We start from the raw sequence: 13,732 nt of genomic DNA on the forward strand, positions 1-13,732 counted from the left end.
ATGCCTGGCCGACGGGGAAGGGACGAGAAACCGACATGCGCTTCGTGCACACCGCCGATTGGCAGCTCGGCATGACCCGGCACTTTCTTGCCGGCGACGCTCAGCCCCGCTACTCGGCCGCCCGTCGAGACGCGGTGTCGGGACTGGGGGCGCTGGCAGCGCAGGCCGGCGCGGAGTTCGTGGTCGTCGCCGGCGACGTGTTCGAGGACAACCAGCTGGCTCCCGAGGTCATCAGTCAGTCGCTGGAGGCCATGCGCACCATCGGGATACCGGTCTACCTGCTGCCGGGAAACCACGATCCACTCGATGCCGCGTCGGTCTACACCAGCGCTTTGTTCACCGCCGAGTGCCCCGACAACGTGACCGTCCTGGACACCGCCGGCGTGCACCAAGTGCGCCCCGGCCTGGAGATCGTCGCTGCACCATGGCGATCCAAGCGTCCGACCACCGACCTGACCGCTGCCGTACTTGAGGGGCTTGACGCGGACGGCACCATCCGGATCCTGGTCGCCCACGGTGGCGTCGACGCCCTGGATCCCGATCCCGGCAATCCGGCGCTGATCGGGCTGGCGGGCCTGCAGGACGCCCTGTCGCGCGGCGCCATCCACTACGTAGCGTTGGGGGACAAGCACTCCCGCACCCAGGTGGGAACAACGGGCCGAATCTGGTACTCCGGTTCTCCGGAAGTCACCAATTTCGACGACATCGAATCCGATCCCGGTCATGTGCTGGTGGTCGACATCGACGAGGCGGACGGCAGCGTGCATGTCGACTCCCGCCACGTCGGCCGGTGGCGGTTTCTGACACTGCACCGCCAACTCGACACCGGGCGCGACGTCACCGACCTCGACATCAACCTCGACCAGCTGCCGGACAAGGAGCGCACGGTCGTCCAGCTGGCATTGACGGGGTCGCTCAGCGTCACCGACCGGGCTGCTCTCGATGCCTGCCTGGACCGGTACTCGCGCCTGTTCGCCTGGCTGGGTACCTGGAAGCGGCATACCCACCTGGTGGTGGTGCCCGCCGACGGCGAATTCTCCGACCTGGGGATCGGCGGGTTCGCCGCCGACGCGGTCGAGGAACTGGTCGCCGCCGCCCGTGGCAGCGACACCGGGGCCGCCGACGATGCCCATGCCGCGTTGGCGCTGTTGCTGCGCCTGGTCGACCGGGGCGTGGCATGAGACTGCACCGGCTGGTCCTGAACAACTATCGCGGCGTGGCACATCGGGAGGTCGATTTTCCCGACCAGGGTGTGGTGGTGGTGTCCGGCGCCAACGAGATCGGCAAGTCCTCGATGATCGAGGCGCTGGACCTGTTGCTGGAGGCCAAAGATCGCTCCGCCAAGAAGGACGTCAAACAGGTCAAGCCGACCCACGCCGACGTCGGTGCCGAAGTCACCGCCGAAATCAGCACTGGGCCTTACCGGTTCGTCTATCACAAGCGGTTCCACAAGGCGCCGCAGACCCAACTGACCATCCTTGAGCCGCGGCGCGAGCAGCTCACCGGCGACGAGGCGCATGACCGGGTACGCGCCATGCTGGCCGAGACCATGGACACCGGCCTGTGGCAGGCCCAGCGGGTGTTGCAGGCGTCTTCCACGGCCGCGGTCGATTTGTCGGGTTGCGATGCGCTGTCTCGCGCGCTGGACGTCGCCGCCGGCGACACCGCCACCCTCAGCGGCGCCGAGCCGCTGCTCATCGAGCGGATCGAGGCCGAGTACGCCCGCTACTTCACCGCGACCGGGCGTCCCACCGGGGAGTGGGCCGGCGCCATCGCCGCGCTGGCCGACGCCGACACCGAGGTGGCGCGGTGCGCCGAGCTGCTCGCCGAAGTCGACGACCGGGTCCACCGGCACGCCGCGCTGTCCGAGCAGTTGGCCGGGCTGACCGCCGAGCAGTCCGCCGCGGATGCCCGGCACGCCACGGCGCGGGCCGCCGCCGAAACCATCGCCGACTTGCGTGCCCGGCTCCACGATGCGCAGCTGGTGGCCACCGCGGCTCAAGCGACCTGTACCGCCACCGACACCGCCATGGCCGAACGGCAGCGACAGCGCGACGAACTCGAAGCGCGGGCTGCGGCAATCGGCCTGCTGGACGCCGAGATCGACGACGCCGCCCAAGCCCACGCCACCGCCCAAGTCGAGGCCGCCAAGGCCCAGGCCGCCGCGGCGGAGGCCGCGCACGCCGTGGCGGTTGCCGCCGAATGTGTCGCATCGGCCCGCCGCACCGCCGACCAACTCGCGGCGCGCGAGGAGGCCGACCGGCTCGCCGACCGGCTCGCCCGGATCGACGCCACCGCGGCACAGCTCGCCCCGATCGCCGAAGAGCTGGCGCAGATCGTCGTGACCGAGCCGATCCTGCGCCGCATCGAAGCGGCGTCCGCTGCGTGCGACCGTACCGGCGCCTCGCTGGCCGCGATCTCGGCGACTCTGGAACTGACCGCGGCCGCCGACGTCGAGCTGCTGATCGGCGGTGAGCACACCGCGCTGCCCGCCGGCCAGAGCTGGTGCGGCACGGTGACCGACGCCCTGGAGGTCGGCGTGCCCGGTGTGTTGACCGTGCGGGTGCGGCCCGGCGACAGTGCACGCGAGGCCGGCGCCGCCCATGACGCGGCACGTACCGAGCTGGCCGCGGCCCTGGCAGCCGCAGGTGTGGATGAGCCGGAGCAGGCGCGTCAGGCCGACCAGCGGCGCCGCGAACTGGAAGGCAACCGCGACCAGCTCAGCGCCGCGCTGGCGGCGTTGCGCGGTGACGACGACATCGAGGAGCTGCGTCAGCGGCTGACCCGGCTGCGCGCCGAGCACGGCGAGGCGGGCGCCGGACTCACACCGGAGCAGGTCCGTGCCGATCGTGACGCGGCCGAAGCACTGCGGGCGCAGGCTGACGCCGACTGCGAGGGCCTGCGCCGGGCGGCCCAAGACGCCGCTGCCCGGTGTGCGGAGGCCACCACGCGGCTGACGCTGCTGCGCGACAAGGTGGCCAACCAGCGCGCCGAGCTGGAGAACACCAGCCAACGCCTCGCCGCGCAGCGGGCCACCCTCGGCGACGCCGAGCTCACCGCCGCCGCCGAGGTGCACACTCAGGCGTTGCGCACCGCCGAGCAACGCGTCACCGAGCTGTCCGACCAGCTCGGCGCTGCCGAGCCCGGCACGGTGGAGGCTGAACTCGCGGCCGCGCAGACCGCGGCGGACGACCTGCGTGCCCGGCACACCGAGACCGCCCGCGCCCTGCACGAGGTGGAGATCGAACTCGCCGTGTTCGGCACCCAGGGCCGGCGGGGCCAGCTCGACGCCGCGCAGACCGCCCGCGAACACGCCGCGGCCGAACATGATCGGATCGGGCGCCGGGCGCGGGCCGCCCAGCTGCTGCGTTCGACCGTCTTCCGCCACCGAGACGACACCCGCCGGCGCTACGTCGAGCCGTTCCGCGCCGAGATTCAGCGGCTGGGCGCGCATGTCTTCGGCTCCGACTTCGAAGTCGACATCGACACCGACCTGAAGATCTGCGCCCGCACGCTGCGGGGCCGCACCGTGCCGTACGAGTCGCTGTCCGGCGGCGCGAAGGAACAGCTGGGCATCCTGACCCGGCTGGCCGGGGCGGTACTGGTGGCCAAGGAGGACAGCGTCCCGGTGGTGATCGACGACGCGCTCGGCTTCACCGACCCGGATCGCCTGGACAAGATGGGTGCGGTGTTCGACGCGGTCGGCTCACACGGTCAGGTGATCGTGTTGACGTGCAGCCCGGACCGCTACCGCAGCGTGACCGGTGCCCACCGCATCGACCTGACCGCCTGACCGCGTCCCTTGCGCCGAACGTGTAACCAGACCGCAGGACTGGCGGAATTCTCGAACTCAGTACACGTTCGGCGGCCCGGGTGGCGATTCAGTCCTTCATGAACCCGATCACGGTGTAGTCCAGATCCGCCAGACCGGGCGCGCCGAAGTTCGCCAGGGAACTGCGCACCGCGACATTGCCGGTGGTCTGGATCAACGGCAGGCTGAACCCCTCGGCCCACAGCAGGCTGTCGACCTCGTTGGCCCGTGCCCGAGCCACCGCCGGGTCGAGTGCTTCCAGCGTCTCCTCGATCTTGGCGTCGATGGCCGGGCTGCCGATCTTGCCGAAGTTGGCCTCGCCGTAGGAGGCGGAGATCTGCGTCAGACCCGCCAGGGGGAATGCGTCACCGACCCAGCTGAATTGGGCGATGTCGAAGTCGCCCACATTGACGTAGTCGGTGAAGAAGCCGCCCCCGGCCTTGGCGTCCAGTTGCAGCTTGACCCCGATCTGGGCCAGATTGTGTTGAGCGACTTGGGCGAACTGCCGGGTGCTCGACGCGTCGTAGAACAGGTGCCGGATCACCAGGGGACGGCCGTCCTTCTCCCGGAACTTCCCGTTCAGTCGCCAGCCGAGTTCGTCGAGTTCGCGCGCGGCGCGGTCCGGGTCGTAGGCCACCACCGCACTGTTGTCCTGGTAGCCCTCTTGCCCGGCGACATAGATGTGGTTGTTCAGCGGCACCGGATCTGCGGTCAGGCCGCGCTGGGTGACCTTGGCGATCGTGGACCGGTCGATACCGCGCATGACCGCCAGTCGCAGCGCCTTGTCGGCCAGGATGGCGCCGGGCGCACCGTTGAAGGTGAAGTGATTCCAGGCCGGGGTGGGGGCACGGCGGATCGAGATGCCCTCGGTGCGCCGCGCGATGGTCAGCTGGTCCAGGGTGGCCACCCCGGTGGCGTCGATGGTGTGGTTCTGCAGCGCCGGCATCCGGGCCGCCTCGTCGAGCACGAGGTAGGTGATGGTGTCCAGCTTCGGGCGCTTGCCCCACCAGGCGGGGTTGCGGGTCAAGGTGATGCGCTGGCTGGTGCGGTCCAGGGTGGACAGCACGAACGGTCCGGCCGAGGGTCCCGGCTTGCTCAGCTGGGCCTTGTTGAAGGTCTCCGGGTCGGCGGTCATGCTGGCGGGCAACAGCATCGAGTTGCCCGCGAACATGCCGCGCCACTCCGCGTAGGGTTTGGCGAACCGCATCACGGCCTGGCGGTCGTCGACGCCGCGCGTCACCGAGGCGACGCGTTCGGCGCCGTTGGTGGTCGCGATCGCGTACCGGCTGTCGGCGCCGCTGGTGGCATGGATCTGGCTGGCGATGTCCTTCCAGCTCAGCGGTGTCCCATCACTCCACACCGCTTTTGGGTTGATGGTGTAGGTGACCACCTGGGGGTTGGTGCCGGTCAGCTCCACGCTGGTGAAGTAGTCGGTGTCCACCCTCGCCGAGCCGTCGGGCCCGATGATGAATGCCCGCGGCATGGTGGCTTTGAGCATGGCGGCGTTCTCGGCCAGGTTTCCGTCGATGTGCAGCGGGTTGAAGTTCGGGGGGAACTGGGTCATCGACAGCCGGAGGTTGCCGCCGTCGCGCAGCCTGGCGGGGTCCTGCGGATTGATGTCGCTGGCGGTGCCGACGGCGGCAGTGCCTTCGGGGGCCGTGATGTCGACGGCCGAGCAGCCGCTGAGCACCAGGCCGGTCGCCCACAATGCGGCTACCACCCGGTTGACTCTGCGCCCACCAGGCGACCTTCTCGCAGAACTGCGGGGTGAGCGCAGAGTCAACGTGGGGGTCATGAGGTGACCACCGGCTGCGGTACGGCGGCCAGCAGCTGCCGGGTGTAGTCGTGCTGGGGGTTGCCGAAAACCTGGTCCGCCTCGCCCTGCTCGACGATCTCCCCGGCGAGCATCACGGCCACGCTGTGGGCCAGGTGTTTGACCACCGAGAGGTCATGCGACACAAACAGGTAGGACAGTCCGAATTGCTGCTGCAGATCCAGCAGCAGGTTGATGATTCCGGCCTGAATGGACACGTCGAGAGCTGACACGGGCTCGTCGAGCGCCAGGATCTTCGGTCGTAACGCCAGCGCCCGGGCAATGCCGATCCGCTGCTTCTGCCCGCCGGAGAATTCCGAGGGGTAGCGCAGCGCGTCGCCGCGGCGCAGCCCCACCAGCTCCAGCAGCTCGGCCACCCGGGCATGGATCGCGGCCTTGTCGAAACCATTGGCGCGCAGCGGTTCGGCCAGCAGGTCGAACACCGGCAGGCGTGGGTCCAGGGAGGCCACCGGGTCTTGGAACACCACCTGCAGGTCTTTCCGCAGCGCGCGACGGCCATCACGGGTCAACGTCGCGACGTCGCTGCCCAGGACTTCGATCGAACCGGACTGCGGCGCGGCCAGTTCCAGAACCTGGTGCAAGGTGGTGGATTTGCCCGAGCCGGATTCGCCGACGATCGCCAGGGTGCGGCCTTGCCGCAACTCGAAGCTCACGCCGGAGACGGCGCGCACCTCGCCGGCCCGGCGCCGCAGCAGCCCCTTGGTCAACGGATAGGTCTTGACCAGGTCGCGGACCCGCAGCACGGTGGGGGATTCGCCGGCTGGCTCGGTGGCCACCTCGGTGCGCACCCGGTAGATGTCGGCGGCGCTGCGCCCGGTGACTTGGTCGGTGTGGATGCACGCCGCCGAATGGGCGGCCCCGACGGGCAGCAGTGCCGGCTCGGCCTGCAGGCAGTCGGCGGCGGCCAAGGGGCAGCGCGGGGCGAACGGACCCCCCGCCTCGATGCCGGCCGTCAACGACGGTGGCGCTCCGGGGATCGGCACCAGCCGGGTGCCCTGAGGCGCGTCGAGGCGCGGCACCGAACCCAGCAGTCCCACCGTGTACGGCATCCGCCGGTCGGAGTAGAGCACCTCCACCGGCGCAGACTCCACCACCTTCCCGGCGTACATCACCAGTGCCCGGTCGGCGAATTCGGCGACCACGCCCAGGTCGTGGGTGATGATCAGCACCCCGGCGCCGGTCGCGTCTCGAGCCGTCCGCAAAACATCGAGGATCTGGGCCTGCACGGTCACGTCCAGGGCGGTGGTGGGCTCGTCGCAGATGAGCAGGTCCGGGTCGCAGGCGATCGCGATGGCGATCACCACGCGCTGGCGTTCGCCGCCGGACAGTTCGTGCGGAAACGCCCGCGCCCGCTGCTCCGGGCGGGCGATCCCCACCAGCTCCAGCAGCTCGACCGCACGGCGGCGCGCCGCGGCGCGACCCACCTGCGGTTGGTGTACCTCGATGGCCTCGGCGATCTGGTCGCCCACCGTGTACACCGGGGTGAGCGCCGACATCGGATCCTGGAACACCATCCCGATCGAGGCGCCGCGAACCTTCGACATCGCGGTGTCGCCTAACCCGATCAGTTGGCGGCCCTGCAGCCGAACCGAACCGGACACCTGCGCGTACTCCGGGAGAAGTCCCATCACGGCCATCGCCGCCGCGGACTTCCCCGAGCCCGACTCACCGACCATCGCCACCACTTCGCCGGCGTTCACGTGGTAGCTGACGCCGCGCACCGCGCGCACCGCGTCTGTCCCGGTGCCGAATGTCACTGCCAGGTCGGCGACTTCCAGCAGGGCGCTCATCGGCGACCCCGCAGCGTCGCGGCATCGGGGTCCAGGGCGTCGCGCAGGCCGTCGCCGGCGAGGTTGGCGCACACCAGGATGGTGATCAGCACGCCGGCCGGGAACAGGAACACCCACGGGAACGTGATGGCTGAGGCGGTGCCGTCGGCGATCAGGGTGCCCAGCGAGACATCGGGTGGTTGGATGCCGAAACCCAGATAGCTCAGGCCGGTTTCGGCCAGGATCGCCACCGCGACGTTGAGTGCGGTGTCGATGATGAGAATGGACGCCACGTTGGGCACCACGTGGTCGATGATGATGCGCCGGCTGGAGACGCCCATATATCTTGCGGCCCGGATGAATTCGCGTTCCCGCAGGCTCATGGTGAGCCCGCGCACCATGCGGGCGCTGATCATCCAGCTGAACCCGGCCAGCAGCAGCACCAGCAGGGCGATGTTGCCGCTGTTCTTGGTGCGCGGGGTGATGATCGCGATCAGGATGAATGCCGGAACCACCAGCAGCAGGTCCACCAGCCACATCAGTACGCGGTCGCGCCAGCCGCCGAAATATCCCGAGATCGCCCCCACCGTCGCGGCGATCACCGTGGAGATCAGCGCCACGCACACCCCGATCAGCATCGACTTCTGCATGCCCCGCAGGATCTGCGCCAACAGATCCTGCCCGAGCGCGTTGGTGCCCAGCCAGTGGCGGGCACCCGGGGGGACCAGCAGGGCGTCGTAGTCCAGGTCGGTGTAGGAGTAGGGCAGCAGACCCGGCAGCGTGTAGCAGCCGACGAACATCACCGCCAGCAGTGCCAGCGCGCCGACCGCGCTGCGGCTGCGCAGGAACCGGCGCAGCACCAGCGTGCGTCGTGAGGCGAACTCGATCTGGGTCGTCGGTGCCGCCCCGTCCCGGCGCCCCTCGGCGGCGCGGCTCATGACACCCGCACCCGGGGGTCGAGAAGGGCGTAGATGACGTCGGAGAGCAACCCGGCCAGCAGCACCACCGCGCCGGAGAACACCGTGATGGCCGCGACGATATTGGTGTCCTGGGTGGCCACGCCCTGCACCACCCACTCGCCCATGCCGTGCCAGCCGAAGATCTTCTCGACAAACACCGCGCCGGTGACCAGGCCGGCCACCCCGTAGGCGAACAGCGTCGCCATCGGGATGAGCGCGGTGCGCAGCCCGTGTTTGAACAGGGCGCGCCGGCGGGTCAGCCCCTTGGCCCGCGCCGTGCGGATGAAGTCCTGGCCCAGCACGTCGAGCATCGCGTTGCGCTGATAGCGGCTGAAGCTGGCGGCCGCGCCCAGCGCCAGGGTGAGCGACGGCAGCACCAGATGTTGCAGCCGATCGGCCAGCCCCGGCCAGAACCCGGTCACCAGGCCCGGGGAGGTCTCCCCGGTGTAGTCGAACAACTGGGCGCCCAACGCCCAGTTCACCCGCAGCGCGCTCAAGATCACCAGGTTGGCCAGTACGAAGGTGGGCACCGAGAGGATCAGCAGCGCCGCCAGGGTGATGACGCGGTCCGACAGCCGGTACTGGCGTACCGCCCCCCACGCGCCGGCCACCACGCCGATCACGGTGCCGGCCAGCGAACCGACGACCAGCAGGCGCAGGCTGACCCCGACGCGTCGGCCCAGTTCCCCGGAGACCGGCTGGCCGGTGACGGTGACACCGAAGTCGCCGCGCACGGCGTGCGAGGCCCAGTGCGCGTAACGCAGCGGAATCGGCTTGTCCAAACCCAGTTCGGCGGCTTTGGCGTCGATGACGGCCTGCGGTGGACGCGGGTTGCGCTGCATCAGGCTGTCCAGCGGCGCGAAGGCCAAGGACGTCAGGCAGAACGTCAGGAACGAAGCCAGGCCCAGCAGCACCAGATAGTTCAGCGCCCGCCCGGCCAGAAACCGCGTCATGGCCCACAAGGGTAGAGGGCCGCGGCGCGACCGCGCCGGATGCGCCATGCCGATCTGTGCTCGTGTCCGGGGCGCGGCGAGCGGGAAAGAAACTCGTCTGATTTTTACCCGTGAAATCCCCGAGAACCTTCACTAGGCTCCGCACGACTCCGGCACCACTCATCCGACAGAAAGAGAGAACTGTGACCGTCACCGACGAGTACCTGGCCAACAACGCGGAATACGCGAAGACCTTCTCGGGCCCGCTGCCCATGCCGCCGAGCAAGCACGTCGCGATCGTCGCTTGCATGGACGCTCGCCTGGACGTCTACCGCCTGCTGGGTCTCAACGAGGGCGAGGCGCACACCATCCGCAACGCCGGCGGCGTGGTCTCCGACGACGCGATCCGCTCGCTGGCCATCAGCCAGCGGCTGCTGGGCACCCGCGAGATCATCCTGATCCACCACACCGACTGCGGGATGCTGACGTTCACCGACGACGACTTCAAGCGGTCCATCCTGGAGGAGACCGGTATCCGCCCGACCTGGTCGGCCGAGGCATTCCCGGACGAGTTCGAGGACGTCCGCCAGTCGCTTCGGCGGATCCAGGCCAGTCCGTTCATCACCGCCACCACGTCGCTGCGCGGCTTCGTGTTCAACGTCGCCACCGGCAAGCTCGACGAAGTCACCCTGTAATTCCCGCACCTGCCCCTAGAGGTGGGGGAAGGCCTGTGCAACGCGGTGCGGGGTCCCTGTCGCAAGGCAGCGGGCCCCGCATCGTGCGTTGGCACGTGTCACGTTGACAGCACGGCAGTGCGACTGGTTGCATAGCCAGCTATAACCAATAAATATGGTAAGTCTCACCAAGATTACCGGGTATCCCTGGCAAGGAAGTCATGACCAGTAACGTCGCCGCGCCGCCGGAAGCCGACACGGCCGGGCAGTACCAGCTCACGCATCTACGCACGCTGGAGGCCGAGGCCATCCACATCATCCGGGAGGTGGCCGCGGAGTTCGAACGTCCGGTGCTGCTGTTCTCCGGCGGCAAGGACTCCATCGTCATGCTGCACCTGGCCGTCAAGGCCTTCCGTCCGGGCCGGCTGCCGTTCCCGGTGATGCACGTCGACACCGGCCACAACTTCGAAGAGGTCATCGCCGCGCGCGACGAGCTCGTCGCCGAGACCGGAGTCCGGCTGGTGGTGGCTTCGGTGCAAGACGACATCGACGCCGGGCGGGTGGTCGACGACGGTCCGTCGCGCAACCCGCTGCAGACCGTCACCCTGTTGCGTGCGATCCGGGAGAACAAGTTCGACGCCGCGTTCGGCGGCGCCCGGCGCGACGAGGAGAAGGCCCGCGCCAAGGAGCGGGTGTTCAGCTTCCGTGACGAGTTCGGCCAGTGGGACCCCAAGGCCCAGCGCCCCGAGCTGTGGAACCTGTACAACGGCCGGCACCGCAAGGGCGAACACATCCGGGCGTTCCCGCTGTCGAACTGGACCGAGTTCGACATCTGGTCCTACATCGGCACCGAGCAGATCGCCCTGCCGTCGATCTATTTTGCGCACCAGCGCAAGGTCTTCCGGCGCGACGGAATGCTGTTGGCCGACCACGAGTTCCTGCGGCCCGCCGACGGCGAAGAGGTGTTCGAGACCTCCGTCCGGTTCCGCACCGTCGGCGATGTCACCTGCACGGGCTGTGTGGAGTCCGCGGCGGCCACCGTGGAGGAGGTGATCGCCGAGACCGCGGTCTCGCGGCTCACCGAACGGGGCGCGACGCGCGCGGACGACCGGATCTCCGAAGCAGGCATGGAAGACCGCAAGAGGCAGGGGTATTTCTGATGGGTGCGGCCACCACGCTGCTTCGAATCGCGACGGCCGGCTCGGTCGACGACGGCAAGTCCACGCTGATCGGACGGTTGCTGTTCGACTCCAAGGCGGTCATGGAGGACCAGCTGGCCTCCGTCGAGCGCACGTCGCGCGAACGCGGCAACGACTACACCGACCTCGCTCTGGTCACCGATGGGCTGCGCGCCGAGCGCGAGCAGGGCATCACGATCGACGTCGCCTACCGCTATTTCGCAACGCCCAAGCGGAAATTCATCATCGCCGACACTCCAGGGCACATCCAGTACACCCGCAACATGGTGACCGGCGCCTCGACCGCCCAGCTGGCGATCGTGCTGGTCGACGCCCGGCACGGCCTACAGGAGCAGTCTCGCCGGCACACCTTCCTGGCATCGCTGCTGGGCATCCGCCACATCGTGCTGGCCGTCAACAAGATGGACCTGATCGACTGGGACGCCGACAAATTCGAGGCGATCCGCGACGACTTCCATTCGTTCGCCCCCCGCCTGGACGTCCACGACGTGACCACCATCCCGATCTCGGCGCTGCTCGGCGACAACGTGGTGACCAAGTCCGACAAGACGCCTTTCTACGACGGACCGGCGTTGCTGTCGCACCTCGAAGAGGTCTACATCGCCGGCGATCGCAACCTGGTCGACGTCCGGTTCCCGGTGCAGTACGTGATCCGGCCGCAGACCCACGAGCATGCCGACCACCGCAGCTACGCGGGTACGGTCGCCAGCGGCGTGCTGCGTCCCGGCGACGACGTGGTGGTGCTGCCGTCGGGCAAACCGAGCCGGATCGCCGCAATCGAGGGGCCCAACGGCGCTGTGGCGGAGGCATTTCCGCCGATGGCGGTCTCGGTGAGCCTTACCGACGACATCGACATCTCACGCGGCGACCTGATCGCCCGGACCAACAACCAGCCGCGCGTGGTTCAGGATTTCGACGCCACCGTGTGCTGGATGGCCGACGGCGTGAACCTGGAGCCGGGCAACGACTACGTCATCAAGCACACCCCCCGCACCACGCGGGTCAAGGTGATGGCGCTGGACTACCGCCTCGATGTCAACACCTTGCACCGCGACAAAGACGCCGACGAGCTCAAGCTCAACGAGCTCGGCCGGGTCTCGCTGCGTGCCCAGGTGCCCCTGATGCTCGACGAGTTCACCCGCAACGACGCCACCGGCTCGTTCATCCTGATCGACCAGGCCACCAACGGGACCGTGGCCGCCGGCATGGTGCTGCGCGATGTGTCGCCGCGCACGGCGAGCCCCAACACCGTGCGGCACCAGTCGCTGGTCACCGCGGCGGACCGGTTGTCCAAGGGGCTCACCGTGTGGTTGACCGGCCTGTCCGGTGCGGGCAAGTCGTCGGTGGCGATGCGCGTCGAACAGCTGCTGCTCGAGCGCGGCACGCCCGCCTACGTTCTCGACGGCGACAACCTGCGGCACGGCCTCAACGCCGACCTGGGCTTCTCGATGGCCGACCGCGCCGAGAACCTGCGCAGGCTGGCCCATGTGGCCACCTTGCTGGCCGACTCCGGCCAGATCGTGCTGGTGCCAGCCATCAGCCCGATGATCGAGCATCGCCAGCTGGCCCGCCAGGTGCACACCGACGCCGGGTTCGACTTCATCGAGGTGTTCTGCGACACCTCGCTCGAGGAGTGCGAGCAGCGCGACCCCAAGGGGCTCTACGCGAAGGCGCGGGCCGGCTTGATCACCCACTTCACCGGCATCGACAGCCCGTATCAGCGGCCGCGTAATCCCGACGTGCGCCTGACCTCGGACGACAGCATCGACGAGCAGGCCCGTCAGGTGGTCGCAGCGATCGACGCCCGGCAGTGAACGACCACCAGCTGGCAGGTCACCTCGCCACCGAGGCCGGCCGGCTGCTGCTGGCGGTGCGTCGGGAACTGTCCGGGGCCGGCGAAGCCGAGCGCAAGGCCGCCGGCGACCGGCGCTCCCACGAATTCCTGATGGCCGCCCTGGCGCAGGCGCGGCCGCAGGACGCGGTGCTGTCCGAGGAAGGCGCCGACAACCCGGCCCGGCTTCGCGCCGAACGGGTGTGGATCGTCGACCCGCTCGACGGCACCCGGGAGTTCAGCGAACTGGGCCGCGACGACTGGGCCGTGCACGTGGCGCTGTGGCAGGACGGCGATCTTGCGGCCGGGGCGGTGGCCCTGCCCGCACGAGACATCACGCTGGCGACCCCGTCGGTCGCCGCACCGCCCGCCGCCGACGGCCCGCCCCGGATCGCGGTGTCACGCAGCCGGCCCCCGGCGATCTCCGAGGCCGTTCGCGCCCGGCTGGACGGTGTTCTGGTGCCGATGGGCTCGGCAGGGGTGAAGGTGGCCGCCGTGGTCCAGGGCACCGCCGATGTCTACGTGCACGCCGGCGGGCAGTACGAGTGGGACTCGGCGGCCCCGGTGGCGCTGGCCCGGGCCGCCGGACTGCACACCTCCCGCCTGGACGGCTCGCCGCTGGTCTACAACCGGGCCGACCCCCTGCTGCCCGACCTCGTGGTGTGCCGCCCGGAATACGCCCAAGCGGTGCTCGCGGCAGTCAATTGACCCACCAGATGGAAG

At 69.3% G+C, this 13,732-nt stretch carries 10 protein-coding genes; 6 read left to right on the forward strand and 4 right to left on the reverse strand.

Translation table 11 applies throughout. The annotated features are described in order from the left end of the window. Positions 1-35 precede the first annotated feature (35 nt). Both LI92_RS03245 and LI92_RS03250 read left to right on the forward strand, forming a co-directional pair. Positions 36-1,181, forward strand: coding sequence for a metallophosphoesterase family protein (locus LI92_RS03245; RefSeq protein WP_046315848.1), 1,146 nt, complete (start codon positions 36-38; stop codon positions 1,179-1,181). After that, positions 1,178-3,793 (forward strand): AAA family ATPase, encoded by a 2,616-nt coding sequence (locus LI92_RS03250; RefSeq protein ID WP_046315850.1) that lies wholly within the window; start codon positions 1,178-1,180, stop codon positions 3,791-3,793. The genes LI92_RS03245 and LI92_RS03250 overlap by 4 nt, the downstream gene beginning before the upstream one ends. Before the next feature lie 88 nt (positions 3,794-3,881). Here LI92_RS03250 and LI92_RS03255 read toward each other — a convergent pair whose 3' ends face one another. Genes LI92_RS03255 through LI92_RS03270 form a run of 4 tightly spaced genes read right to left on the reverse strand, consistent with a single transcriptional unit; the run spans position 3,882 to position 9,326 of the window. Next, complete coding sequence (locus LI92_RS03255) at positions 3,882-5,606, reverse strand: ABC transporter family substrate-binding protein (RefSeq protein ID WP_286134823.1); 1,725 nt, start codon at positions 5,604-5,606, stop codon at positions 3,882-3,884. After that, on the reverse strand, positions 5,603-7,435 hold the full coding sequence (locus LI92_RS03260) for a dipeptide ABC transporter ATP-binding protein (RefSeq protein WP_046315852.1): 1,833 nt from the start codon (positions 7,433-7,435) through the stop codon (positions 5,603-5,605). The genes LI92_RS03255 and LI92_RS03260 overlap by 4 nt, the downstream gene beginning before the upstream one ends. Further along, a complete protein-coding gene (locus tag LI92_RS03265; protein WP_046315854.1) occupies positions 7,432-8,352 on the reverse strand; it encodes an ABC transporter permease in 921 nt (306 codons plus the stop codon). The genes LI92_RS03260 and LI92_RS03265 overlap by 4 nt, the downstream gene beginning before the upstream one ends. Then, positions 8,349-9,326: an ABC transporter permease gene (locus LI92_RS03270; RefSeq protein WP_046315856.1), complete on the reverse strand. Its 978-nt coding sequence runs from the start codon at positions 9,324-9,326 to the stop codon at positions 8,349-8,351. The genes LI92_RS03265 and LI92_RS03270 overlap by 4 nt, the downstream gene beginning before the upstream one ends. A gap of 182 nt (positions 9,327-9,508) precedes the next feature. Here LI92_RS03270 and LI92_RS03275 point away from each other — a divergent pair, with 182 nt between their 5' ends. From LI92_RS03275 to LI92_RS03290, 4 genes are all read left to right on the forward strand, one after another. Next, positions 9,509-10,000, forward strand: coding sequence for a beta-class carbonic anhydrase (locus LI92_RS03275; protein ID WP_046315858.1), 492 nt, complete (start codon positions 9,509-9,511; stop codon positions 9,998-10,000). Positions 10,001-10,200: 200 nt separating this feature from the next. Next, positions 10,201-11,139 carry a sulfate adenylyltransferase subunit CysD gene (gene cysD / locus LI92_RS03280; protein ID WP_046315860.1) on the forward strand — a complete coding sequence of 313 codons (939 nt, stop codon included), beginning with the start codon at positions 10,201-10,203 and terminating at the stop codon, positions 11,137-11,139. Next, positions 11,139-12,992 carry an adenylyl-sulfate kinase gene (gene cysC / locus LI92_RS03285; RefSeq protein WP_046315862.1) on the forward strand — a complete coding sequence of 618 codons (1,854 nt, stop codon included), beginning with the start codon at positions 11,139-11,141 and terminating at the stop codon, positions 12,990-12,992. The genes cysD and cysC overlap by 1 nt, the downstream gene beginning before the upstream one ends. Then, a complete protein-coding gene (locus LI92_RS03290) occupies positions 12,989-13,717 on the forward strand; it encodes a 3'(2'),5'-bisphosphate nucleotidase CysQ (RefSeq protein ID WP_046315864.1) in 729 nt (242 codons plus the stop codon). The genes cysC and LI92_RS03290 overlap by 4 nt, the downstream gene beginning before the upstream one ends. Positions 13,718-13,732 lie beyond the last annotated feature (15 nt).

The sequence above is a fragment of the Mycobacterium sp. UM_Kg1 genome (assembly GCF_000972925.1).
In the GTDB taxonomy this organism is placed as follows: domain Bacteria; phylum Actinomycetota; class Actinomycetes; order Mycobacteriales; family Mycobacteriaceae; genus Mycobacterium; species Mycobacterium hiberniae.

What these genes read in the sequence shown, in the direction of transcription:
- LI92_RS03245 (WP_046315848.1), top strand. Translation starts at nt 36, where the DNA reads ATGCGCTTCGTGCACACCGCCGATTGGCAGCTCGGCATGACCCGGCAC.
- LI92_RS03250 (WP_046315850.1), top strand. Translation starts at nt 1,178, where the DNA reads ATGAGACTGCACCGGCTGGTCCTGAACAACTATCGCGGCGTGGCACAT.
- LI92_RS03255 (WP_286134823.1), bottom strand. Translation starts at nt 5,606, where the DNA reads ATGACCCCCACGTTGACTCTGCGCTCACCCCGCAGTTCTGCGAGAAGG.
- LI92_RS03260 (WP_046315852.1), bottom strand. Translation starts at nt 7,435, where the DNA reads ATGAGCGCCCTGCTGGAAGTCGCCGACCTGGCAGTGACATTCGGCACC.
- LI92_RS03265 (WP_046315854.1), bottom strand. Translation starts at nt 8,352, where the DNA reads ATGAGCCGCGCCGCCGAGGGGCGCCGGGACGGGGCGGCACCGACGACC.
- LI92_RS03270 (WP_046315856.1), bottom strand. Translation starts at nt 9,326, where the DNA reads ATGACGCGGTTTCTGGCCGGGCGGGCGCTGAACTATCTGGTGCTGCTG.
- cysD (WP_046315860.1), top strand. Translation starts at nt 10,201, where the DNA reads ATGACCAGTAACGTCGCCGCGCCGCCGGAAGCCGACACGGCCGGGCAG.
- cysC (WP_046315862.1), top strand. Translation starts at nt 11,139, where the DNA reads ATGGGTGCGGCCACCACGCTGCTTCGAATCGCGACGGCCGGCTCGGTC.